18 protein-coding genes and 1 other RNA gene are annotated in these 23,178 nt (G+C 71.3%); 3 read left to right on the forward strand and 16 right to left on the reverse strand.

What is annotated here, in order from left to right:
* Window position 1: 1 nt before the first annotated feature.
* The 3 genes from AB0E78_RS25445 to AB0E78_RS25455 form a co-directional block, all read right to left on the reverse strand.
* Window positions 2-2,251 (reverse strand): glycosyltransferase, encoded by a 2,250-nt coding sequence (locus AB0E78_RS25445; RefSeq protein WP_361836615.1) that lies wholly within the window; start codon window positions 2,249-2,251, stop codon window positions 2-4.
* Complete coding sequence (locus AB0E78_RS25450; protein ID WP_361836617.1) at window positions 2,248-2,835, reverse strand: hypothetical protein; 588 nt, start codon at window positions 2,833-2,835, stop codon at window positions 2,248-2,250. The genes AB0E78_RS25445 and AB0E78_RS25450 overlap by 4 nt, the downstream gene beginning before the upstream one ends.
* A 340-nt stretch (window positions 2,836-3,175) precedes the next feature.
* A complete protein-coding gene (locus AB0E78_RS25455) occupies window positions 3,176-4,177 on the reverse strand; it encodes a LysR family transcriptional regulator (RefSeq protein ID WP_361836619.1) in 1,002 nt (333 codons plus the stop codon).
* 270 nt (window positions 4,178-4,447) lie between these two features.
* Here AB0E78_RS25455 and AB0E78_RS25460 point away from each other — a divergent pair, with 270 nt between their 5' ends.
* Window positions 4,448-5,626 carry an MFS transporter gene (locus AB0E78_RS25460; protein ID WP_361836817.1) on the forward strand — a complete coding sequence of 393 codons (1,179 nt, stop codon included), beginning with the start codon at window positions 4,448-4,450 and terminating at the stop codon, window positions 5,624-5,626.
* On the opposite strand, the gene dacB is transcribed toward AB0E78_RS25460, so the two are convergent.
* The 9 genes from dacB to ftsE form a co-directional block, all read right to left on the reverse strand.
* Window positions 5,550-7,142, reverse strand: coding sequence for a D-alanyl-D-alanine carboxypeptidase/D-alanyl-D-alanine-endopeptidase (dacB, locus tag AB0E78_RS25465; protein WP_361836622.1), 1,593 nt, complete (start codon window positions 7,140-7,142; stop codon window positions 5,550-5,552). The two genes, AB0E78_RS25460 and dacB, sit on opposite strands and share 77 nt — an antisense overlap.
* Before the next feature lie 520 nt (window positions 7,143-7,662).
* Window positions 7,663-8,529, reverse strand: coding sequence for a collagen-like protein (locus tag AB0E78_RS25470; protein ID WP_361836625.1), 867 nt, complete (start codon window positions 8,527-8,529; stop codon window positions 7,663-7,665).
* A complete protein-coding gene (locus AB0E78_RS25475; protein WP_361836628.1) occupies window positions 8,526-8,798 on the reverse strand; it encodes a hypothetical protein in 273 nt (90 codons plus the stop codon). Before AB0E78_RS25475 ends, AB0E78_RS25470 begins: the two co-directional genes overlap by 4 nt.
* Window positions 8,799-8,978: 180 nt before the next feature.
* Window positions 8,979-9,367, reverse strand: a transfer-messenger RNA (tmRNA) gene (gene ssrA / locus AB0E78_RS25480).
* A 128-nt stretch (window positions 9,368-9,495) separates the two neighbouring features.
* Entirely contained in the window at window positions 9,496-10,017 is a 522-nt protein-coding gene (gene smpB / locus AB0E78_RS25485) for an SsrA-binding protein SmpB (RefSeq protein ID WP_361836630.1), read from the reverse strand.
* An 18-nt stretch (window positions 10,018-10,035) separates the two neighbouring features.
* Window positions 10,036-11,217, reverse strand: coding sequence for a S41 family peptidase (locus AB0E78_RS25490; protein ID WP_361836633.1), 1,182 nt, complete (start codon window positions 11,215-11,217; stop codon window positions 10,036-10,038).
* Window positions 11,218-11,362: 145 nt separating this feature from the next.
* Window positions 11,363-12,010 carry a hypothetical protein gene (locus AB0E78_RS25495; protein ID WP_361836636.1) on the reverse strand — a complete coding sequence of 216 codons (648 nt, stop codon included), beginning with the start codon at window positions 12,008-12,010 and terminating at the stop codon, window positions 11,363-11,365.
* Window positions 12,011-12,128: 118 nt separating this feature from the next.
* The gene (gene ftsX, locus AB0E78_RS25500; protein ID WP_361836638.1) at window positions 12,129-13,040 is read right to left on the reverse strand and encodes a permease-like cell division protein FtsX; all 912 of its coding nucleotides are present in this window, start codon (window positions 13,038-13,040) and stop codon (window positions 12,129-12,131) included.
* Between the two features lie 43 nt (window positions 13,041-13,083).
* Window positions 13,084-13,773, reverse strand: coding sequence for a cell division ATP-binding protein FtsE (gene ftsE, locus AB0E78_RS25505; RefSeq protein WP_030788113.1), 690 nt, complete (start codon window positions 13,771-13,773; stop codon window positions 13,084-13,086).
* A gap of 240 nt (window positions 13,774-14,013) precedes the next feature.
* On the opposite strand from ftsE, the gene AB0E78_RS25510 reads away from it, so the two are divergent.
* Window positions 14,014-14,205 carry a hypothetical protein gene (locus AB0E78_RS25510; protein WP_361186803.1) on the forward strand — a complete coding sequence of 64 codons (192 nt, stop codon included), beginning with the start codon at window positions 14,014-14,016 and terminating at the stop codon, window positions 14,203-14,205.
* A 114-nt stretch (window positions 14,206-14,319) separates the two neighbouring features.
* On the opposite strand, the gene AB0E78_RS25515 is transcribed toward AB0E78_RS25510, so the two are convergent.
* The 4 genes from AB0E78_RS25515 to AB0E78_RS25530 all read right to left on the reverse strand — a co-directional run bounded on the left by AB0E78_RS25515 (window position 14,320) and on the right by AB0E78_RS25530 (window position 19,474).
* Window positions 14,320-14,979: an LPXTG cell wall anchor domain-containing protein gene (locus AB0E78_RS25515; protein ID WP_361836641.1), complete on the reverse strand. Its 660-nt coding sequence runs from the start codon at window positions 14,977-14,979 to the stop codon at window positions 14,320-14,322.
* 271 nt (window positions 14,980-15,250) lie between these two features.
* Window positions 15,251-16,357 carry a peptide chain release factor 2 gene (gene prfB, locus AB0E78_RS25520; RefSeq protein ID WP_361836643.1) on the reverse strand — a complete coding sequence of 369 codons (1,107 nt, stop codon included), beginning with the start codon at window positions 16,355-16,357 and terminating at the stop codon, window positions 15,251-15,253.
* Between the two features lie 126 nt (window positions 16,358-16,483).
* Window positions 16,484-17,719, reverse strand: coding sequence for a serine/threonine-protein kinase (locus AB0E78_RS25525; RefSeq protein WP_361836645.1), 1,236 nt, complete (start codon window positions 17,717-17,719; stop codon window positions 16,484-16,486).
* A 108-nt stretch (window positions 17,720-17,827) separates the two neighbouring features.
* Window positions 17,828-19,474, reverse strand: a complete 1,647-nt coding sequence (locus tag AB0E78_RS25530; protein ID WP_361836647.1) for a serine/threonine-protein kinase — start codon at window positions 19,472-19,474, stop codon at window positions 17,828-17,830.
* Window positions 19,475-19,894: 420 nt separating this feature from the next.
* Between AB0E78_RS25530 and AB0E78_RS25535 the strand changes: the two genes are divergently transcribed.
* Window positions 19,895-23,176 carry an FHA domain-containing protein gene (locus AB0E78_RS25535; RefSeq protein ID WP_361836649.1) on the forward strand — a complete coding sequence of 1,094 codons (3,282 nt, stop codon included), beginning with the start codon at window positions 19,895-19,897 and terminating at the stop codon, window positions 23,174-23,176.
* Window positions 23,177-23,178 lie beyond the last annotated feature (2 nt).

Below are 23,178 nucleotides of genomic sequence, written 5' to 3' on the forward strand. Positions count from 1 at the left end.
GTCATGCGACGGGCCTCCGGTCAGGGCTGCCCGTCCGCTGCTGCGGAATCGAGGGCGGGGTTCCAAGGACTCCCGTGCGCCGGAGCTTCTGCCAGCGAAGGCGGCCTCCGGTCAGGGCGGTGATCCAGGACTGCAGCAGCACGACGTACATGAGCTGCCGGTAGAGGATCTGCTGCAGGGGCAGCGAGATCAGGTGGGTCATGCGTTCGCGGTCGAGCCGGAAGGCGTACGCCGCGCACACCGCCTGGACGGCGAGCACGCCGAGCCACGCGGCGATCGTCCTCTGGGTGGGGCCGAAGACCAGGCCGTAGAGGAGGAACACGTCGATCAGGGGGGCCAGGAGCGGCGCAAGGACCATGAAGAGGGACACCAGCGGCATGCCGACGCGGCCGAAGCGGCCCGATGGCCCGGACTCGATCAGCGAGCGGCGGTGCTTCCAGATCGCCTGCATCGTGCCGTACGACCAGCGGTAGCGCTGCGACCACAGCTGCTGCACCGTCTCCGGCGCCTCGGTCCACGCGCGTGCCTTCTCGGCGTACACGACCCGCCAGCCGTCGCGGTGCATCGCCATCGTGATGTCGGTGTCCTCGGCGAGCGTGTCGTCGCTCATGCCGCCGACCCGTTCCAGCGCCGAGCGCCGGAAGGCCCCGACGGCGCCGGGGATGGTCGGCATGCAGCCGAGCATGTCGTACATCCGACGGTCGAGGTTGAAGCCCATCACGTACTCGATGTGCTGCCAGGCGCCGATCAGCGAGTCCCGGTTGCCGACCTTCGCGTTGCCCGCGACGGCGCCCACGCGCGGGTCGCCGAACGGCTGCACCAGCTCGCGGACGGTGGACCGCTCGAAGACCGTGTCGCCGTCCATCATCACGATGAGGTCGTAACGGGCGTTGGCTATACCGCGGTTGAGGGCGGCCGGCTTGCCCGCGTTCTGCTGGCGTACGACGCGTACGTTCGGGAGGCGAAGCCCCTCGACGATCAGCGCGGTGCCGTCCGACGAGCCGTCGTCGATGACGATGATCTCGATGGGGTGGTCGCTCGTCATGAGCGAACGGACCGTCGCCTCGATGCACTTGGCCTCGTTGTAGGCGGGCACGAGGACCGACACGGGTTCGGTGATGTCGGGGCCCCAGCGGAAGCCCTTCTTGCGCACCTTGCGGGCGTGCACCGCGGAGAGCAGCAGCATCAGGCCGAAGCGGAGCATGACCAGGGAGCCGATGACGGCGAGGGCTACGACGAGTACGCCGGTGATCTTCTCCGAGGCGCCGACCAGGAAGACCCAGGCCTTGCCCTTCCACAGGTCGAGGCCGGTGACGGGCGCGTGCGCGCTGGGGGCGTCCAGGGCCTCGGTGAGGTTCGTGAAGTGGTAGCCCTTGTCCTGCAGATCGGGCAGGAAGGTGTCGAGCGCGGCCACCGTCTGCGAGCGGTCGCCTCCGGAGTCGTGCATCAGGACGACGGCGCCGTTGCCGTTCTTGGGGGTGGCGCGGCGGATGATCTCGGCGACACCGGGGCGCTTCCAGTCCTCGCTGTCGGTGTTGTTGACGACGGTGAGATAGCCGCGGCCGCCGATGTACTTCGTCACCGGCCAGGACTTGTTGTCCATGGCGTCGGAGAAGGAGGAGTACGGCGGGCGGAAGAGGGAGGTGCGGATGCCCGCGGCGCCCGCGAGGGCGAGCTGGTTCTGCGAGAGCTCCCAGTCGATGCGGCTCTCGGACTGGTACGACAGGTCGGGGTGGTTGAACGTGTGCAGGCCGACCTCGTGCCCCTCGTCCACCATGCGCTCGACGAGGTCGGGGTAGCGCGAGGCCATCGTGCCGGTGACGAAGAAGACGCCGTGCGCGTGGTGCTTCTTCAGTACGTCGAGGACCTTGGGGGTCCACTCCGGGTCCGGGCCGTCGTCGAAGGTCAGCACGAGGCGGTGGCGGGGGACGCTCAGCGTCTCCTCGTGGCCGCCGCGGGTGTTGATGACCGGGCCGCCGCCTTCGAGGACCTTCTGCGGGACCTTGTCGGTGGCCGCGGGCGGGCGGATGCGGTGGTCGGCGAGGATCTCGCTGTGCGTGTAGCCGCGCAGCATGAGCATCGCCATCAGGGCGACCAGGAGGAGCAGGGGCAGGAGGTAGCGCAGGGGGAGCCTGCGCCGCTTGGCGCCACGGACGGGCTGCGCGCGGCGTCGGCCGCCTCCGCCGCCCCGGGGCTGGGCGTGACTGTGACGGGAGCCGGCGGACCGGCCCCTGTTGGTGCGGGTGTTCATCGCTGTGCGCCCTCCGAGGGCTGCTGGCCTGCGCCTCGCGGGGACAGATAACCGACCGCCTGGGCGCGCAGCGGACTCTGTTGGTCGGCGGCGGGCTGCACGGCGGGGACTTCGCCGCCGCCTCCGTCCGCGCCGCCCGGGTTCTCGGTCGACGGGTCAGGGGACGGCGTGGTGGGGTCGTCCGTCGGGTCCGGGTCCGGGTCGGGCTTCGGGGGGTCGTCCGTCGGGTCGGGCTTGCCGCCGCCCGTGGGGTCGGGGTCGGGCTTGCCGCCGCCGTCCGTGGGGTCGAGGTCGGGCGTCTCACCCGGCTTGGCCTTTCCTTCGTCCGGCTTGGACGGATCGGCCGGATCGTCGTCACCGGTGGTGGGAGCGGTGCTGCCGCTCTCCGACGCGCCGGGCGACGGGGTCGAGCCGGGTGAGGCCGAGGGGTCGAGGGAGTCGGCCGGGCTGTTCGGTGTGTCCACCTTGCTGGCCGGCTTCTCGTCCTTGGGGCTGATCGGCAGCCAGGGCGCGCTGGAGTTGCCCGAGAACAGGGTGCCCACGATGATCACCGCGTAGACGGCGCAGGCTATGCCGACGATCACGCCTATCCGGCGGTACCTCCGGCTGCGGCGGCCCGTCTCGTCGACGAAAACCGGCCCGTCAGGCGCATCCTGATCACTTTCGGCGGCTAGATCCGCCAGCTGTCGCCCCACCCCGTCGATCTGAACGGTGACCTCGTTCGGATCATGGGTATGTTCCGGTAGGGCATCTTCTCGCCAATTCTCCATGCGCACGCACAACCCCCACATAACCTGACTTGGGCGCGCAAGACTCCGGGCAACTTGCCGTCGGACCAGGCCCCCACCCGGTCCGAGCGCCCCCCTATCACACCGCGCCCGGACCATGAATGTAGCGCACGGCAGTGACAGTCGTACTAATTCGTCAGTCCAGCCTCATCATGATGAGTGCATCTGTGGCCGGAACCCAGCCGTCTCGGGGCCTGTGCAGCCAGCCCTCGGCCGCGGCGAGCTCGGCCGCCGCCTCGCGCAGGGCGTCGACCCCCGGGTGCGCGAGCCCCTTTCTCCACACCATCGACACAGGTGACAGCGGCACGGGGTCGGTCAGGGGCCGCAGGACCGACTCGGGCATGGCCGGAAAGTCCACCGCGGTGAGGACGGGGTGTCGGTTCTTGGCCATGATCCGTCCGAACTCCTCGGGCCCCACCGCCAGCGGTGCGGGAGCCGCCACGTCGATCCCGCGTCCCTCGAAAAGGCGATGCGCGAGGTCGGTCCACTCCAGCGTCCGGGGGTTTCCCGCACCCGCGTACACGCTCTCCCCGGCGAGCGCGCCGAGCGGCACCGCGTCGAGCTCGGCCAGCGGGTGGCCCAGCGGCAGCAGCACCGCCATCGGCTCGTAGCGCACGGGCTGCTGGGCGAGCCGCGCCCGCAGCGCCGGTTCGAGCCCGGCGTACCGCCCGAAGGACACGTCGAGCCGCCCGGCGAGGATCTCGGCGGCGGCCCCGGTGAGCCCGCTCTCGAAGCGGGCCATCAGCTCGCAGTCCGGGGCGAGTGCGCGGGCCCGCTCCAGGACGCGGCCGGAGATGAGCCCCGGACTGTTCAGGTCCACGAGCAGCGGGCGGGCCGCACTCCCGCTTCCCGTACCGCGCGCGAAGGCCGCCGTCAGGTCGTCCTGCGCCTCCAGGACCCGCCGCGCGTACGGCAGCAGCCGCTCCCCCTCGGCTGTCGGCGTGACCTGCCGTGTCGTCCGCACGAACAGCTCGGCACCCAACTCCCGCTCCAGGCGCCGCACATCACGGCTGAGTGCCTGCTGGGCCACATACAGCCTGGCGGCGGCCCGCGTGAAGTGCAGCTCTTCGGAGACGGCCACGAAGGCGCGCAGGAGGCGGGGCTCCAGGTCGCGGGGTATGCGGGGTTCTGCTGTCACCCCGGGAACCTACAGCGGGAGCGGAGACGGCATCCGCAACTTACAACGGAAGTGCGTGAGTCGGGTCTCAGAAGGTGTTGGACCCCGCGGCACCGCCCCGGTGAGGGTGATCCCATGCCGCCCGCCGAACTCGAAGAGCCGCTGACGCCCGCTCAACCCACCGGACCCGAAGCACCGCCGTCGTCCCCCGAACCCGCCGCCCCCGAAGCGCCCCGCCGCCGCAATCCCTACGCCCGGCTCTTCCGGATACCCGGAGCCACCGCCTTCACCATGGGCAACCTCATCGCCCGCCTCCCCATGGGCATGTTCAGCGTGAGCGCCGTCATCATGATCGCCGGAGCACGCGGTTCGTACGCGCTCGCCGGCGCCGTCACCGCGACGGGCCTCGCCGCGACCGCTGTCGTGGCGCCCTGGACGGCGCGGCTCGTCGACCGGCACGGCCAGGCGCGGATCGCCGTCCCCGCCACCGCGATCGCCGCGCTCGGTTCGCTCGCACTGCTGCTCTGCGTGCACTACGGAGCGCCCGACTGGACCCTGTTCGCCGCGTACGCCGCGACGGCCACCACGCCCAACACCGGCGGCATGTCCCGGGCCCGCTGGACCCACCTCCTGAAGGACGACGAACGGGCCCTGCACACCGCCAACTCCTTCGAGCAGGCCGCGGACGAGCTGTGCTTCATGCTCGGCCCCGTCCTCGCGGCCTTCCTCTGCGGGGCGTTCTTCCCGGAGGCGGGCACCCTCGTCGGAGCCGTACTGCTCCTGACCGGCGTACTCCTCTTCGCCTCCCGGCGCGAGACGGAACCGCCGCCCCGGGGGCGTACGGCCGTTCCGGGGAAATCGCCCCTCCACGCGCGCGGGATGCCCACGCTGCTCGCCGCGTTCCTCGCCACGGGTGCCGTCTTCGGCTCGATGGAGGTCGTGACGATCGCCTACGCCGACGCCCAGGGCCACAAGGCCGCCGCGGGCGCGATCCTCGCGCTCCAGGCCGCGGGCTCCTGCGCGGCGGGCCTCCTCTACGGAACGCTCGAGCCGAGCGGGCCCCTGCCGCGCCGCCACCTCCTGTGCGCCGCCGCGATGGCGGCCCTGATGACCCTGCCGCTGCTGGCCGCCACGCTCACCGGCTCACTCCTTGTGCTCGCCGGGGCTCTCCTTGTCGCCGGAATGGCGACGGCGCCGACGATGGTCACCGGCATGACCCTGATCCAGCGGCGCACCCCCGAGGGCCGGTTGAACGAGGGCATGACCCTCGCCGTCACCGGTCTCCTCGGGGGCATCGCCTGCGGCGCCGCGAGCGGCGGCTGGGTGGTCGAGCACCTGAGCCCCGCCCAGGGCTACGCGGTCCCGGTCACCGCCGCGTGCTGCGCGCTGCCGCTCAGCATCGCGCAGGCTTGCGCCACGAGCACTCCAAGTCGCCGCTCGGCTCGGCCCCACGCTCCGAGCGCGGCCTGACCAGTACGGCCTTGTCCTCGGTCGACTTGGCGAGCGTCACGACGATCGCGTCCTCCAGGGCCTTCACCGAGGAGGGCATGTAGTTGTTCAGGATGATGCTGAACACCAGCTCACGCCCGCCCGCGTCCTTCACGTACCCCGAAAGGGCGGACGCCGCGGTCAACGAACCCGTCTTCGCTCGTACGTTGAGGGCCGCCGGAGTCCCGCACATCCGTGTGCGCAGCGTGCCGCCGACGAACTTGTCCGGGTCGCAGGCCACCGGGAGGGACTTGTACCAGTCGGCGTACCAGGGCTCGCCCTTCGCCGAGAGCAGCAGCTTGACGAGCTGGTCGGCGGGGGCGTTGTCCTTGCGGGAGAGTCCGGAGCCGTCGACCTGGCGGATCTTGCCGGGGTCGACACCGGCGGTCTTCAAGTAGGCGCTGATGGCGGCGAGTCCGTCGGGCCAGCTTCCGGGCCGCCCGGTCGCCTCGTACCCCATGGTCTTCGTGAGGTTCTCCGCGTGCATGTTGTTGGAGAGCTTCATGAAGGGGATCATCAGCTCCTTGAGCGGCATGGAGTCGTGCGACGCGAGCTGCCGTGCGCCCTTGGGGGTGGCGAGCCCGGCCTTGGTCGGCCCGCTCACGCGCACCCCGTGCGCCTTGAGGGCGTCCCGGAAGATCGCGGCCGCGTACCCGGTCGGCTCCCAGACGGTGATCCACTCCTTGGTGGCGGAGCCTCCCACGGGGACGGTGCCGGTGACCGTGATCGTGTTCGTGCCGTGCTCCCGCTCGATGGTGAGCGTGTCCTGGCCGCCCGCGGGGACGGTCCTGGCGCTGATGTCGACGTCTACGTAGTCCGTCTTCGGAGTCACCGTCACCTTGGGCTTGTCCCCGGCCTTCGCACCGGGAGTGGCCTCGACGATGACGGTCCCGGTGTCGTAGTCGGTGTCCGGGGCGACGCTCAGGGCGGAGATCTGGGCGGCGTAGTACGCGAACTCGTCGTCGCCGGACCAGGTGTCGCCGATGCGCTTGTCGTCGAACCGGGTGTCGTCCGCGACGAGGCGCCCCGAGACCCGCCGGACGCCCGAGTCGGCGATCTTCGCGGCGAGTTGGTCGTAGTCCTTGGCGAGCGTGGTCGGGTCCCCGGTGCCCCGCAGATAGAGATCACCGTGGAGCTCCCGGCCGTGCCGCTTGCCGTCGGTGAGCACATCGGTGGTGAAGCGGTGGTCGGGGCCGAGCCGCTCCATGGCGGCCGTCGACGTCAGGAGCTTGGTGTTGGACGCGGGCATCAGGCGCCCGCTGGGCAGGTGCTGATAGAGCACGTCGCCGGACGCGGCATCGGCGACGACGACGCTCGCCGCGCCGCCCTCCATCCGGGGATCGCCGAGGATGGTGTCGATGGCTTCGGGCAGGCCGCTGCGGTCGGAATCCGCACCGGCCGGCGAACCGGCGGAGAGGGTGGCCGCCGCGACACCGAGCACGGCGGGCCAGATCCAGTGGCGCATACGGGCGTTGACGCGTCTCACGGGTCTACTCATGACCCAGCAGCATCCCCGACTCCCCCGCCCCGCAACAGCCCCCACACCGGCCACGTATCGGGCCGACATGGCACCCTCACCGCCGGCCCGCGGCGCGCCGAACGAGCGGCGGCGGGGCTGGGCGTCTGGTGGCCCTCCCACGGCCCGGCATGCGACGACACCCCGGCAGCGACGCCGGGCGAGGTCACGGCGACACGTCACCCCGCTGCCGGTCCGGTATGCCGACCGAACGGCAACCACCCGGCAGCAACGCCGACCAAGCGCGCGATGCCCCAGCACCCCACCGCCTGCCATCAGCCCCGCACATCGGCCAAGCCACAAACCGCACGGCAGCGGTGCGGGGCGAGACCGTGGTGGTGAGGCCCGCCCACAGCCCCCGAGACCGACAGGCGGCACCACCCCGCCATCAGTCCCCTACGTCGGCCAAGCCACACACCGCACAGCAGCCGTGCGGGGGCGGGGCAGCCGTGGTGGCGGGGCCCCGCCCACATCCCCGAGGGCGACAGGCGGCGCCCTGCCCTCAGTCCGGTACCTCCGATGAGCCGCGGGAGCTCGGCAGCCGGAGCGGGCGGCGGCGTAGTGGTGTCGAGGGGTGTCCGGTGTCCGGTGGGGTCGGGCGGCGGCGGGGCAGCAGGGTGGCCAGGAGGAGGATGGCGGGGGCCGGGTCCGCGGGGGTCACGCCGTTGCGGCGGCAGACCAGGGCGTCGGGGTCGCCCGGTGGCTGCTGGAGGCTGTAGCCATCGGGGCAGGTGGGGCCCGCGGCGCCCGCCTCGCCCTTGGGGCCTCGCTCGCCGCGTGGGCCCGTGGGGCCCGCCGGGCCTTCGGGGCCCGAGGCGCCGCCCGCGCCGTCGGTGCCGTTGGACCCGTCGGCTCCGTTGGAGCCTGGGGGGCCCGCCGCTCCTGCCGGACCTTCCGGGCCCCGTTCGCCGTTCGTGCCGTCCGCCCCGTCGGACCCTGCGGGGCCCGGATCGCCGGGCGTTCCCGGGGAACCCGGCTCTCCGGCCGTGCCCGCGTCCCCCTTGCGTCCGCCGACGCCCGGCGTCCCCTTCTCGCCCGGTTTCCCGTCCTCGCCCTGCGAGCCGGTGGCACCAGGAGAGCCGGGCACCCGCGCCCGGGCCAGAAGGCCCTCGACGGCGTCGGAGGGGTCCGGCGCGGCCGGGGTCTCGCCGTGGGCGCGGACCTGCGCACGCAGGGTGCGGACGTCACGGGCCAGGGTGGACACCGCCTCGCCGCGCCGGTCCGTCTCGGCGGCGAGCCGGTCGGCCCGGCGGTCACCCGCGTCGATACGGGCCCACAGCAGCACCGCGACACCGGAGAGCGCGACCAGCACACAGACGAGGAACACGGTGCGCCAACGGCGGGCCAGGAGTCGCTCGAGCTGGATCACGAAGTGCCTCCGAGCCGTTGGTTGTCGATGAGCAGCCTGGCGATCTCGCTCTGGTCATGGACGTGCAGAGCGTTCAACTCGGCGAGTTTCGTGTCGCGTTCGGCGACCTGCCGCTCCAGCCGGTCGCGCTCCGTCTGCAGCTTCTCCGTGAGGCTGGAGTAGCCGGTGAGCGCGTTCTCACCGCGCTTGCCGAGATAGGCCACCATCGCCGCGCCCAGAACCCCGAGACTGGCGACAAGGGAACCTAAAAGAGTGACGGTGGCATCCAAGCGACTGCCTCCTTCACGTGCGTACTCGGCCGCGCTTCCGTGCCGCCCGGCCGTTTGGGAACCTGCACTCGGATGCGGTAACGAGTCACATGCCCAGAGGATGTGCCCACACCTTCCATGCCCCGCACACGGAAAAAGCCCCCCGGCCACTGGCCGGAGGGCTTTAACCTCACATGGGAATTGTGGAGATGGCGGGAATCGAACCCGCGTCCAACGGTGCAAAAGGAGGGCTTCTCCGAGCGCAGTTCGCTACGATTTTCTCGGCCCCGGTGATCTCGCGAACAAGTCTCCGACGGGCCCAGTCACTGTTTGATTTCCCATCGAACCCCGTGACCGGGATCGATGGTTTAGTTCCCTAAATTATGCCAGGGTCCGGGTCGGGAACACCCCCGGGCTGACACCCATTAAGGGTCCTTCACTCACTGCTAATTAAGCAGCGAGGGCGAAGGACTGGGAATCGCTCTTGGAATTGGCGATTATTGGTTGCGACAGGTGGTTTACGAGATCATTGTCGCTTCCTCGGCTCGCTTCCCCTGCTTCGACATCCGCTGTCGAAACCGATCATCCCCATGCGTACCACTATTGAATTGGATACTGCTCACCACACCCGCCTTCGGTGAGGTGCAGTGCCCATCGTACGTGACCAACGCCCGACGGGGCCAGCCAATTCCCGCGGCGCCCGTCCGGGCTCCGGGGGCTAGGCGCTGCGCTGACGCTTCTTGACCTCCGCGACCGCGCGGTTCGTCTCCCGCAGGTCCTGCTTCTCCTTGAGCGTCTGACGCTTGTCGTACTCCTTCTTGCCCTTCGCGAGCGCGATCTCGACCTTGACGCGGCTGTCCTTGAAGTACAGGGCCAGGGGCACGATCGTGTGACCCGTCTCCTGCGACTTGGAGTCCAGCTTGTCGATCTCCGCCCGGTGCAGCAGGAGCTTGCGCTTCCGGGTGGCGGAGTGGTTCGTCCAGGTGCCCTGCACGTACTCCGGGACGTGGATGTTGTGCAGCCACGCCTCGCCGTTGTCGATGTGCACGAAGCCGTCCACCAGGGACGCCCGGCCCATCCGCAGCGACTTGACCTCGGTGCCCATCAGCACCAGGCCGCACTCGTACGTGTCAATGATGTGGTAGTCGTGCCGCGCCTTCTTGTTCTGCGCGACCATCTTCCGGGCAGGGGCCTTCTCAGCGGCCTTCGCGGCCTTGCGCTTTACCTTTTCCTTGGCCATAGTGCGCCCATTTTCGCACTACGAGGGGGGTCCGAGGCCAGTCAATACTGTCTCGGCCCGCGTCTCGGCCCCGTCGTCGACCTCCAGGTCCGGGGTGATGCCCCGGCCGTCGACCGCCTGCCCCGAAGGGGTGCGGTAGTGCCCGACCGTCAGCTCGGCGACCGAGCCGTCGGGCAGCCGGCGCGGCATCTGGACCGAGCCCTTGCCGAAGGTCTTCGACCCCACCACGACCGCGCGGCCCCGGTCCTGCAAGGCACCCGTGAGCAGCTCGGCGGCGCTCATCGTGCCGCCGTCGACCAGCGCGACCACGGGTCTGGTGGTGTCGCCGCCCCGCTCGGCGTGCAGGGCCTTCTGCCGACCGCGTACGTCATACGTGGCGACCAGGCCGCCGTCGACGAGACCCGATGCCGCGGTGACCGCCTCCGTCACCAGGCCCCCGGAGTTGCCGCGCAGGTCGAGCAGGATTCCGGCACCCTTGGGCGCCTTGCGCACCGCGGACCGTACGCGCTCGCCCGACCCCTTGGTGAAGGCCTCGACCTTGATCATGACGGCGCCGCCCGCGAGCTGTGTGACCGTGACGGAATCCGTGGAGAGGCGGGCCCGGTGCAGCGTCTCGCTCCACGCGCGCGTGCCCCGCTCCAGGCCGAGCTCGACCGGGGTGCCTGCGCGGGCGCCGCGCAGCAGGGACACGACCTCGGTGACGGGAAGCCCCGCCACGCGCTTGCCGTCGATGCTGCTGAGCTGATCGCCCTCGCGGATGCCGGCCTGTTCGGCGGGGCCGCCGCGCTGGACCCGGGAGACCTCGATGCGCCCGTCCTCCGCGCGCCTGGCCCAGAGGCCGACGCCGGTGTACGCGCCGTCGAGGGCCTGCTCGAACTCCTGGTACTCCCCGGGGGAGTAGACCGATCCCCAGCGGTCGCCGCTGCGGCTGACGGCCTCCTCGGCGGCCTTCTTGCCGGACTTGCCGTCGGCCATCGCCTCGGCCGCGGCATCCGCGGCTTCGTCGGCGGCGTCACCGGACAGGGCGACGGAACGGGTGGACGGGGCAGGCGACTTCTGGCCTTCGCCGGTCGCCTCGCTCCAGGATCCGGTGGCCGCACCGGTGGCGAGCACGCTCGCGAACACCAATGTCAGGGTCGCCCCGCGGCGGATGCGGCGGGGCCGGGAGAGCCGGTCGCAGAACCGGTCGGGGCCTGACATGACGGTGAGTCTAGGACAACGAAGGGCGCCGTACGGTCGGTTGAACCGTACAGCGCCCCGGACATACCTCACACCCCGGAGCACACGCCCGGCTTCACGAAGCACGCCCTTGCCGATCGGATCGGAAGTGATCGGATCAGGTTGTTCAGATCAGGTTGTACTGGGCGGCACTGCTGAGGTTGGTCGCGTACATGCCCCACATGGTCTTGGCGAACAGCTTGTTCGCGCCGCCGCCCAGCGGGTGCCGCTGCCAGACGGTCTTCGGCCCCTTGGCCCGCACGTCCAGGTAGAGCCTGCCGCCGCTCTTCTTCTTCAGGGTGAAGGTGATCACCTTGCCCGCGCCCTCGAGGTGGCCGGGGAGGGACTTCAGTACGAAGTAGGTCTTCCCCACCTTCGTCACGCGCACCGGGTTGCAGCGGCCGCCGCCCTTGAGGCAGATCTTCTGCCCCTTCTTGACCGTCTTCGGCATCCCCGGGATCGGGAACACCGAGTTCATGATCCGGTTCATCTTCCGGAACGACACCTGGGCCGTCGCGGTGCGCCGGGAGACGTAGTACTCGAAGTGGTAGCCGTACTGGCTGCCACGCGCCGCACGCGGCTCCGCTCCCTGCTGCGTCACCGGCTGCGCGGGCGGCTCGGCGGCCACCTCCGCGCGCACGGGCCTGGTCTCCGTCACCGCGGCCTGCGCGGGCGTCCCCGCGGCCACCACGGCGGCGGACAGCACCACGCCGAGCACCGCCGCCCGGATCCCCCGCGTCCCCCTGGCCGTACGGCCACCTTCGAAACGTCGCATACGCACGACAGGACCCTCCCGATTTTCTTGTCAATAAGCCCTGGTCAAAGGCAGATTGATCTTGGTTCAGGAGGGTTCGGCGCGTCAAATCCGGCTACGGGGTCAGACCTTCACCGGGTCAGACCTTCAGGTACTTGCGCAGGGCGAAGAAGCCCGCGAACGCCGGCATGAGGAAGCTGACCGTAAGCACCAGCGGCAGCTTGCCGAGGACCGCGTCCCAGCCGATGAAGTTGACCATGTCGATCTTGTCGACGAGCCAGTTGTTGATGAGGAAGTACTTGCCGGCGACCAGCAGCACACAGGCGAAGGCGCCGCCGATCAGACCGGCGATCGCGGCCTCCATGACGAAGGGCACCTGGATGTAGAAGCTGGACGCCCCGACCAGGCGCATGATGCCGGTCTCGCGGCGTCGGCTGAAGGCCGATACGCGCACCGTGTTGACGATCAGCATCAACGCGACGACCAGCATGAGCCCCATGACGCCGAGCGCCGCGTACCGCATGCCGTTCAGGAGGTTGAAGAGGTTGTCCAGGACGCTCCGTTGGTCCGTCACGCTCTGCACGCCCGGCCGCCCGCTGAACGCGGTGTTGACGACCTGGTACTTCTCCGGGTTCTTCAGCTTGACCCGGAACGACTCCTGCATCTGGTCCGGCGTGAGGGAACTGGACAGCGGGGAGTCGCCGAACTGCTCCTTGTAGTGCTTGTACGCCTGGTCGGCCGTCTCGTACTGGACCGTGTCGACGACGGGCATCTTCTTCAGATCCGTGCGGATCTGTTCCTTCTGCTCGTTCGTGACGGCGCCCTTGGCGCACCCGGGGTCCTGCTCGGCGTCCCCCTTGTTGCAGAGGAAGATCGAGACGTTGACCTTGTCGTACCAGAAGCCCTTCATCGTGCTCACCTGGTCGCTCATGAGGAGCGAGGCCCCGAAGAGGGCGAGCGAGAGCGCTACGGAGACGATGACGGCGAAAGTCATCGTGAGATTACGGCGGAGGCCGACGCCGATCTCCGACAGGACGAACTGGGCGCGCATGGCTCCCTTTCAGTGGATCAGTGCAGTGGATCAGTACGGGTCTTCAGTGCTGGTAGCCGTAGACGCCGCGCGACTGGTCGCGGACGAGACGGCCCTTCTCCAGCTCAATGACCCGCTTGCGCATCTGGTCCACGATCTGCTGGTCGTGGGTCGCCATGACGACGGTCGTGCCCGTGCGGTTGATCCGGTCGAGCAGCTTCATGATGCCGACCGACGTCTGCGGGTCGAGGTTGCCGGTCGGCTCGTCCGCGATGAGGAGCTTCGGACGGTTGACGAAGGCTCGCGCGATCGCCACCCGCTGCTGCTCACCACCGGAGAGCTCGCCGGGCATCCGGTCCTCCTTGCCGCCGAGACCGACGAGGTCGAGGACCTGGGGCACGGACTTGCGGATCTCGCCGCGGGACTTGCCGATGACTTCCTGCGCGAAGGCGACGTTCTCGCCGACGGTCTTGTTCGGAAGGAGCCGGAAGTCCTGGAAGACGGTGCCCAACTGGCGCCGCATGTGCGGCACCTTGAAGTTGGAGAGGCGCGCGAGGTCCTTGCCGAGGACGTGCACCTGGCCGTGGCTGGTGCGCTCCTCACGGAGGACGAGCCGCAGGAAGGTGGACTTTCCGGAGCCGGAGGAGCCGACCAGGAAGACGAACTCGCCCTTCTCGATCTCCAGAGAGACATCCCGGAGGGCGGGCCGGGTCTGCTTGGGGTAGGCCTTGGAGACGTTGTCGAATCGGATCACGGATGCACCACGGGTCGCCGGGGGTAGGTGAGCGTGACCATACGCGAACCCGGTACGCGAGCGCAGTCAGCGTCCTGAGTTGCGCGAATTGTCGCGGATATACCACGGAACGTAACAGTCGGAAACCGACGAGGACGGGCGGGCCGCGCCGAAATTCGTGGAAGCTGGCACAGTGGTAGGGGGAACGGTTGAGTTCCCCCTGGCGTTGGGCAGGCTGTGACTGTGCGGGAGGAGGAGCGCATGACCTATGACAGGTTGGTGTGCGCGAACTGCGCGGCGCCCGTGAGTGAAGGCCGCTGCCCCGTGTGCCGGGCCAATCGCGAGCGCATGCAGCAGGAGGGTCCCTTCGGTGGCCTCAGCCCTGCGGCCCTGATAGGGGTGCTCGTCGTGCTGATCGCAGCGGTGGCCCTGCTGGCGCACCAGACCGCTTAGCGCGCCACGAGGCGCGTGCCAGGACACCAGAAGGGCCCGGAGCTGGCTGCTCCGGGCCCTTCTGTCATGTCGTGCATGTCATGTCGCGCATGCCATGTCGCACAGTGCCTTTTATCAGGCAGCGGCACCGCGGTTGCCGACGAAGCGCGGCAGGATGCGGAAGCCGATGCCGCCGGCGATCATCGTCGCGGCGCCGATCAGCAGGAACGTGGTCTCGGCGGCGCCCGTCTCGGCGAGCTCGCCCTTGTCGGCCTTGTCACCCTGCTCGACCGGGGCGGAGCCCGTGTCGGTCAGGCTGTCCTTGCCCTTGCCCTGCTCGACGGGGTTGGCGCCACCGTCGGGGTCGTTGTCGTTGCCACCGGTGCCGTTGCCACCCGTGCCGTTGCCGTTACCGGGGTCGCTCGGGCCCTCGGTGGGCTCGCTCGGGTCCGTCGGGTCCGACGTGGGAGGCGTGCTGGGGTCCGTGGGCTCCTCGGTGGGCTCGGTCGGCTCCTCCGTGGGCTCGGTGGGCTCCTCGGTCGGCTCCGTGGGCTCCTCGGTGGGCTCCGTCGGAATCGCCGTCGGCTCGGTGGGGTCGGCGGTCGGCTCGTCGTCGCCGATGCCGACGTCGACCCCGATGCCGTTCTCGTCGGCGCTGGCGCTGGCGCTCGCACCGCCGAGGTCGACACCGACGTCGAGGGCCGAGGCGGCACCCGCGGCGGTCAGCGACGCACCGGCGGCGATCACCGCACCGGCCGCTATACGTGCAACGCGGATCCGCGTCTTCTTGGTCATCTGGCTGCTACCCCCAGTAGCTGAATCGTCAGTGAGGCAGCGTCCGGGTCCGCGTTCGTCAGGAGCGCTCAATCCGCCCCCCACAGATCACACGCGCCCCAGAGATACGCATGCCGCTCGCTAGCCTTTCCAGTTTCCACAGCAACGTCAAGGTCGTTGCGCGCGCGATGTCTGAAATAGCAGCAGTTGCCTGGCGTACGGAGATGTGACTGTGACGTAAAAGGCAACTGCCGCCTCGTAGGCGGCAGTTGCCTTGTCGATAAAGCGGCGCTTACTTCTCCTGCTGCTTGCGCCAGCGAATTCCCGCTTCGAGGAAACCGTCGATCTCGCCGTTGAAAACGGACTCGGGGTTACCGACCTCGCACTCCGTACGCAGGTCCTTGACCATTTGGTACGGGTGCAGGACGTACGAACGCATCTGGTTGCCCCAGGAGTTGCCGCCGTCCCCCTTGAGGGCGTTCATCTTCGCCTGCTCCTCCTGGCGGCGGCGCTCGAGGAGCTTGGCCTGGAGGACGTTCATCGCGCTCGCCTTGTTCTGGATCTGCGAGCGCTCGTTCTGACAGGAGACGACGATGCCGGTGGGCAGGTGCGTCAGGCGGACCGCGGAGTCGGTCGTGTTGACGCCCTGGCCGCCGGGGCCCGACGAGCGGTACACGTCGATGCGGAGCTCGGACTCGTCGATCTCGATGTGGTCGGTCTTCTCGACGACCGGGAGGATCTCGACTCCGGCGAAGGAGGTCTGGCGGCGCCCCTGGTTGTCGAAGGGCGAGATGCGGACGAGACGGTGCGTGCCCTGCTCGACCGAGAGCGTCCCGTACGCGTACGGGACCTGGACGGCGAAGGTGGTCGACTTGATGCCGGCCTCTTCCGCGTACGAGGTTTCGTAGAGCTCCGTCTTGTAGCCGTGGCGCTCGGCCCAGCGCAGGTACATGCGCTGGAGCTTCTCGGCGAAGTCGGAGGCGTCCACGCCGCCGGCCTCCGCGCGGATGGTGACGAGCGCCTCACGGGCGTCGTACTCCCCGGAGAGGAGGGTGCGGACCTCGAGCTCGTCCAGCGCCTTCTTGACGGACGTGAGCTCGGTCTCGGCCTCGGCGCGGGTGTCCGGGTCGTCCTCCTCCTCGGCCATCTCGAAGAGCACGCTGAGGTCGTCGATACGCCCGCGCAGGGCCTCGGCCTTCCGCACCTCCGCCTGGAGGTGGCTCAGCTTGCTGGTGATCTTCTGTGCCGCATCCGGGTCGTCCCACAGGGACGGCGCGGCCGCCTGCTCCTCGAGCACGGCGATGTCTGCCCTCAGCTTGTCGAGGTCCAGGACGGCCTCGATCGACTCCATGGTCGAGGAGAGGGACTTGAGCTCTTCGGATACATCGACGACTGCCACGGGACCAGCCTAACGGCTGGGGGCAAGGGGTCTGGCCTCCCGGCCTGGGGGCGTACCTCACCCCGCACGCCGGGGCCCTGCCGCCGCCTCCCCCGAGCGGCCTGAACGGCCACCCCCAGCCCCCGGCTACGGCGCCGAAGGGGACGAGTTCTGGGTGTCCTGGGGCTTCGCGTCGGCGTCGTCACCGTTCGTGGCCGCCCAGGTGCCGATGCCCGCCGCGGCCACCAGGACCGCTCCCGCCACGCCGAGCGTGATCCTGCGGCGGCGGGCCGACGCGCGGTGGCGGGCCGAGCCGGGGCGGGCCGCACCGGACGCGCGCGGGGCGCGGGCCGTGCCGCGGGCGCCCCCGGCGAGCTCGTCCGGGCCCGGGACTCGCATGGAGGTGTGGGTGTCCCGGTTCGAGTCGGGGGACGACCCGGGGACGAGGGGGACCGCGCCACGGCGTGGGGCGCCGGGGGACGGCTCCGGTGCCGGCTCCTCCTCCGCCTCTTCCGGCAGCGGCTCCGTGTCCGGCTCGTCCACGTCCAACGGCGGCATCCCGGCCACCAGCGACTGCAGCTCGCGCAGCCGTGCCGCGAGCTCCGAAGCGCGCAGCCGGGACGCCGGGGCCTTGGCGAGGCACTGGACCATCAGCTGCCAGAGCTCGTCCGGGATGCCCGGGAGCGGCACAACCGTTTCCGTCACGTGGCGGCGCAGGACCGCCCCGGGGTGGCCGCCGCCGAACGGGGTGAAGCCCGCCAGGAGCTCGTACAGGACCGTCGCGAGGGCGTAGATGTCGACGGCCGCGCGCGGCGGCAGGCCCTCGATGATCTCGGGGGCGAGGTAGTCCGGCGTACCGATGATCTTCGTCGCGCGGGTCCTGCGCGGGGAGTCGATCAGTTTGGCGACGCCGAAGTCCGTGAGCAGGGCGGGGTGCGAGCCGCCGGGCCCCAGCGGTCCCTGCATGTCGAGCAGGACGTTCTCCGGCTTCACGTCACGGTGCACGATCCCCGCCGCGTGCGCCGCGGCGAGGCCGTCCGCCACGTCCGCCACGATCGCCACCGCCGCCTCCGGGGCGAGGCGGCGCTCACGGTCGAGGCGGGTGCGCAGGTCCGTGCCGCGGACGAGGTCCATGACCAGGGCGAGGTCGTTCCCGTCGACCACCAGGTCGTGGACGCCCACCACGCGCGCGTGGTCGAGACTGAGCAGGGCCGTGCGCTCCTGGACGAAGCGGCCGACCAGCTCCTGGTCGGACGCCAGGTCCTCGCGCAGCAGCTTGATGGCGACGGGACCCTCGGGTCCCTCGCCGAGCCACACCGTGCCGGCGCTGCCCCGACCAAGGATCTGGTGGGCGGTGTACCGGCTGCCGATCTTGCGTGCCAAGACTGCTCCTACGGATGCGTGTTGGCGACAAAACTACGCGGCCTCGACGCCAACCTTCACTCCAGGAGCAGAAATCACCCCGCAGGTGTCGACAAATCTCCAGAGCGGCTAGTTGCCGCTCACTTTCCCCATCCAGCCGGAGACCGTGTCGTACCACTCGCCGAGCTGGGCCCAGTACCCCTTGGTCGTGCCGATCCACTCCTGGAGCGGGCTCAGCTCCCAGACGAGCCAGCTCGCCACGAAGAGGATGATCAGCGTGAAGAGGCATCCCTTGAGGCAGCCGAGACCCGGGATCTTCATCGGGTTCGAGCTGCGCTGCCGGGGCTGCCTGGGCTCACGCGGCGGACGTCCCGCGGGCGGCTGCTGGGGAGGCGTCTGCTGCGGCGGCGCGTACTGCTGCTGGGGCTGCGGGGCGTACTGCTGCCGCTGCTGGGGCTGCTGACGCTGCTGCTGCGGCGCGTACTGCTGGGGGCGCTGTTGCTGTTGCGGCTGCTGTACCTGGCGCTGGGGACGGCGGCGGCGCAACGGGTCGTCGTTCGGGTCCAGGTACGACTGGACCTGCGTCTGTTCGTTGCGGTCGCGGGCCGCCCGCATCTGGTTCTGCCAGGGGTGCGGGTCGTTCGGGTCATAACCGGGCTGGTTCGGCGGCACCGGCGGCATGACGGCCGTCGGGTCGGCCGCGCCGCGGCTGCCGCCGGGGAGCACCGAGGTCGGGTCGGCGTCACCGGAGCCGGTGTTCTGCATGACGCTCGTCGCCGCGGTCGGGTCGTACGACCCGGCGTTGTTCGGGAGCACCTGGGTGGGATCGGCGGCTCCGGCCGTCCCGGGCACCATGGCGGGGTCCGGGTCGGGCATCAGGAGGGCGCCCACGCCCTCCGCCGCGGCGATCTGCGCGCTGGACGCGTGCACGCCCACGCCGTCCGCGACGGCCCGCAGGCCGCGCGCGAGGTTCTCGGCGCTGGGGCGGTGGTCGGGGTTCTTGCTGAGGCACCGCTCTATGACCGTCCACAGCGGGTCCGGGACCGTCGAGGGGCGGCGCGGTTCGGCGCTCAGGTGCTGGTGCAGGACCTCGAGGGCCGAGCCGCCGCCGAACGGCGGACTTCCGGTGACGAGCTCGTACAGGAGGATGCCCGCGCCGTAGATGTCGACCGCGCTGGTCTGCGGGCGGCCCTCGGCGGACTCGGGCGCCACGTACGCGGGCGTGCCGACGAATTCGTGGGTGCGCGTCAGGCCAGGGGAGTCGGCGAGGCGCGCGATGCCGAAGTCGGTCAGCATCGGGTGCATCGACCCGTCCGCCTCCTGCTTGAGCAGGACGTTCGCGGGCTTCAGGTCCCGGTGCACGACGCCGTCCGCGTGACTCGCGGCGAGGGCGTCGGCGATCTGGGCGGTCATGAGGGCCGCCCCGACCGGCGTGAACGGGCCGTTCTCGCGGAGGTACCGGTGCAGGTCGGGGCCCTCCACCAGGTCCATGACGAGGGCCAGGAGCTCGCCCTCGACGACCAGGTCACGAGTCCGCACGATGTTCGGGTGCGTGAGCCTGAGCAGGACGGATCGCTCGCGGAGGAATCGCATCACGATGTCCGCGTCGTTGGCGAGCTCCTCCTTGAGGACCTTGATCGCGACGGTCTCGCCGGGCTGGCCGGCAACGGCCGCCTCGGCACCCGCGGTCTCGCGCTGGCGGGCTCGCCAGACGGTGCCCGTGGCGCCGCGCCCGAGCGGCTCCTCGAGCAGGTACTTGCTGCCTACCGGCCGCACGTCATGCGCTCCCTGCTGATCTGGCTGGTCTGTCCGGACCCGGCTACCCGCCGGAGGGTGTTCCGACCCACTGTAGTGCCGCCGAACGGGGCACCGCCGGGTCACATTCCGACCAGGCCGCCGGGGTGACTGGACAGCTGTTCGGTGGAAAGACGCCCCATGGGAGCCGTTGGTTGCCGGATGGCGTCGAATTGACCTTCGTCACGAGGAGGTCACCGGCGATCGCATCGGTCCAAGCAGGCACTTTTCCGAGCAGAGCCGACCAATCAAGATCACTTACGGGTGGCCGCCGGGCGTGTTGTCAGTGGCAGGTGCGAGGATGCTTTCTTGTTACTGGCCGATGTGGCCGTGTGCGGTGGGGGGAATCACAGCGCGAGTCCCCGTGCCCGGCGGCAAGGGCAGAAGGGACCGCTGACGGCGATGCAGATCCGGCTGACCGTCCTCGGGCCGCGCAGCGGCCAGACCGCCGAGCCCCATGGCCACCCAGTCGTGCCGCGCGGCGCCTGCGACGTGTTGGTCACCGCCCCCGCGGGGACCGCTCTGGCCACCGTCGCCTCGGGCCTGGCCGCCGCCGTCGCGGGCGGCGAAGGACCCGTCGTCCTGTACGCGGAGTCGGAGCGCCTCGACGCCCAGCGCTGCACCCTCGGGGAGCCCCCGCTGATAGACGGAGCGGTGCTCTCGCTCGGCTCCCCCGCCGAACCCGGACCCGAACTCGCGGGAGCAGCCGCCCAGTTGCACGTGGTCGCGGGCCCCGACGCGGGCGGTGTGCACCTCCTGCACGGCGGCCAGATCCGCGTCGGCCGCTCGGCGGACGCGGACGTCCCGCTGGACGACCCGGACGTGTCGCGGCTGCACTGCGCGGTGACGCTCACCCCGGACGGCCAGGTCACCGTCACGGACCTGGGCTCCACGAACGGCACGACGGTGGACGGCCGCGAGATCACCGACCGCCCGGTGCGCCTCACCCCCGGCTCCCTGCTGCGGCTCGGCGAGTCCGCGCTGCGGTTCACCACCGGGGACGGGACGGACGGCGCGCTGCCGACCGCCCCGGACGGCGAGGGACATGTGCGCGTACGGGTCGCGGCGAGCGCCGACGCCCCCCGGAGCGCACCCCCGGAAGCGGGCCGCACGCCCTCCGAAGGCACCCACCACGCGTACGGCTCCGCGAGCTGGGGCGCGGCGGGCGAGGACGGCCAGGGCGGGGCGCACGGCAGGACCTCCCGCACCGATGTGCCGCTCGTGCCGCAGCAGGGTGGCGCCCCGGACGCCGAGAGCACCCGTATCGGCACCCCCGCGCGCGGGACGACCGTGCCGCGCGCGCTCCGCAAGCGGGGCGGCCTCTCGGCCTGGGCCCGGCGTCTCACGGGTGCACGCGACGACGCGTACGGACCGGCGGAGCACGAGGACGACGGGTACGGGACGGGGAGCGACGTCGCTCCCCCGGAACCCCCGGCCCCCACCCCGGAGGACCTCGCGGTGGCCGCCGCCGCGCGGACCCCGGAGTCCTGGCCCGACCCCGCGGCCCTGCTGCTCACGGCGCTGGGTCCGGGCCCCCGGCTCTGGGAGCGCGGCCCCGGCCACCCCGAGGCGCTCGCGGTCCGGCTCGGCACGCTGGACCGCGCGACCCCGGGCGAGCGGGGCCTGCTGCCCGCCGTCCCCGTGACGGTCAGCCTGCGGGAGGCGGGCGCGCTCGGCCTGGCGGGTCCGCGCGAGCGGCTCACGGGGCTCGCCCGTGCCGTGGTGGCCCAGCTCGCGGCGCTGCACTCCCCCGACGCCCTGGAGATCGTGCTGCTCAGCACGGACCGCGCACGGCCCACCCCGGAGCGCGCCGCCGAGTGGTCCTGGCTCGGCTGGCTTCCGCACCTGCGGCCCACCCACGGCCAGGACTGCCGCCTCCTCCTGGCGTACGACCGCGAGCAGGCCGCCGCGCGCACGGGAGAGCTGCTGCGGCGCCTGGAGGACCACATGGCGGACCGGGCGTCCGCCGCCGCGGCCGGACCCGCTCTCGACGGCCCTCTCGACCCCCTTCTCGACAGCACCGCCGAAGACGCACCGGACACCGGGCCCCGCACCGTCGTCGTGGTGGACGGCGACCCCGGGTCCGCCGGGCTCCGCGAAGCCGTGGTGCGGCTGGCGCGGGAGGGGGCCGCCGCCGGGATCCATGTCGTCTGCCTGGCGGAGACTCCCGCCGCGTCACCCGCCTCCCCGGTGTCGGCCACATACGAAGCCGCTTGCTCCGTGTCGCCCGCTTTCCGCGCCTGCGGTGCCGTCGCGCTGCTCAGCGGCGACGTGGCCACGGCGCTGCGGCTGCTGCGCACCGCGGACGGTCAGCCTGCCGGGCACGGCACGGTCGCCTCGGTGGACGCGGTGTCGCAGGCCTGGGCCGAGCGGTTCTCCCGCGCGCTGGCGCCTTTCCGCACGGACGGGGCGCCCGGCGACGGGCACGCGCGCGTGTCCGCTCCACTGCCCCAAATGGCGCGACTTTTGGATGAGTTGGGCCTCGCCCGGGCCACCCCCGCCTCCCTGATGGCCCGGTGGGCGGCAGCCGCCGACGATTCCGAGGCGCTGGGCGGACGAGCCTGGACGGTGCTCGGGGCGGGCCCGCGCGGGCCCGTGGTCGTGGATCTCGCCGCCGAGGGCCCGCACATCCTGGCCGAGGGCCCCTCGGGCAGCGGTCGCACGGAGCTGCTGCGTTCCATCGCCGCCTCGCTCGCCGCGGCGGAGCGCCCCGACCGCCTCGGCATGGTGCTCATCGACGGACGGGACACCACGGGCAGCGGGGGCAACGGAACGAACGGCGGGAACGTACGGCTGGTCGAAGGCCTCGCGGTCTGTACGGACCTGCCGCACGTCACGACGCATCTCGCCGCCAACGACCCTGTCCGGATGCGGGAGTTCGCCCAGTCGCTGACCGCCGAACTGAAGCGCAGGGCCGAGCTCCTGGGGCGGCTCGGGTTCGCCGAATGGCACACGCAGACGCCTCCGGGCAGTGGGGGCGGCGCAGGCGGCATGGGTGCCAGGAGCGCCGGAAGCGCGGGAAGTGCCGGTAGTACCGGAAGCGCCGGGAACGGCGGGAACGGCGGGGGTGGCGGGAACGGCGGGGGTGGCGCGGACGACCTCGACCCGCCGCCGAGTTCCACGATGCGGCTGCGGCCCGTCGCCGCCCGCAAAGGGACCGAGCCGGGGCCTCCGCTGCCTCGGCTCGTCGTGCTCGTCGACGACTTCGACGCACTGCTCTCGCCCGCGCTCGGATCGCCGGGGCGTCCCGCCGCGGGGTCCGTCGTGCGGGCGCTCGAAGCGGTGGCCCGGGACGGGGAGCGGCTCGGGGTGCACCTGATCGCCACGACCGCACGCAGCGAGCGGACCCCGGAGACGGAGCTGGGGAGGCGCGCGGCCCTGCGGATCGTGCTGGACGCCGTCACTCCGGGGCCGGAGGAGCCTGCCCCCGGGCGGGGCGAGCTGCGTACGGCCGAGGGGCGCGTGAGCCCCTTCCAGGCGGGGCGGGTCACGGGACGGATTCCCCGTACGTCCACGGTGCGGCCCACCGTCGTCCCCCTGGAGTGGGAGCGGATGGGCGACCCTCCGGCCCGCCGCCCCGTGCGTGAACTGGGCAATGGGCCCACGGACTTGGCGCTCCTGGCCAGCGCGCTGGAGCGGGCCGCCCGATCCGTCGCAGCGGACCAGGTGCCGTCCCTCCTGTAGTT

Source organism: Streptomyces sp. NPDC032198 (assembly GCF_040636975.1).
Taxonomy (GTDB): Bacteria; Actinomycetota; Actinomycetes; order Streptomycetales; family Streptomycetaceae; genus Streptomyces.

Bases quoted from the DNA above. Each gene is read 5' to 3' on its own strand.
- AB0E78_RS25535 (WP_361836649.1), top strand. From the start codon at position 19,895: ATGCAGATCCGGCTGACCGTCCTCGGGCCGCGCAGCGGCCAGACCGCC.
- ftsX (WP_361836638.1), bottom strand. From the start codon at position 13,040: ATGCGCGCCCAGTTCGTCCTGTCGGAGATCGGCGTCGGCCTCCGCCGT.
- dacB (WP_361836622.1), bottom strand. From the start codon at position 7,142: ATGAGTAGACCCGTGAGACGCGTCAACGCCCGTATGCGCCACTGGATC.
- AB0E78_RS25490 (WP_361836633.1), bottom strand. From the start codon at position 11,217: ATGTCAGGCCCCGACCGGTTCTGCGACCGGCTCTCCCGGCCCCGCCGC.
- AB0E78_RS25460 (WP_361836817.1), top strand. From the start codon at position 4,448: ATGGGCAACCTCATCGCCCGCCTCCCCATGGGCATGTTCAGCGTGAGC.
- AB0E78_RS25515 (WP_361836641.1), bottom strand. From the start codon at position 14,979: ATGACCAAGAAGACGCGGATCCGCGTTGCACGTATAGCGGCCGGTGCG.
- AB0E78_RS25445 (WP_361836615.1), bottom strand. From the start codon at position 2,251: ATGAACACCCGCACCAACAGGGGCCGGTCCGCCGGCTCCCGTCACAGT.
- AB0E78_RS25495 (WP_361836636.1), bottom strand. From the start codon at position 12,010: ATGCGACGTTTCGAAGGTGGCCGTACGGCCAGGGGGACGCGGGGGATC.
- AB0E78_RS25510 (WP_361186803.1), top strand. From the start codon at position 14,014: ATGACCTATGACAGGTTGGTGTGCGCGAACTGCGCGGCGCCCGTGAGT.
- smpB (WP_361836630.1), bottom strand. From the start codon at position 10,017: ATGGCCAAGGAAAAGGTAAAGCGCAAGGCCGCGAAGGCCGCTGAGAAG.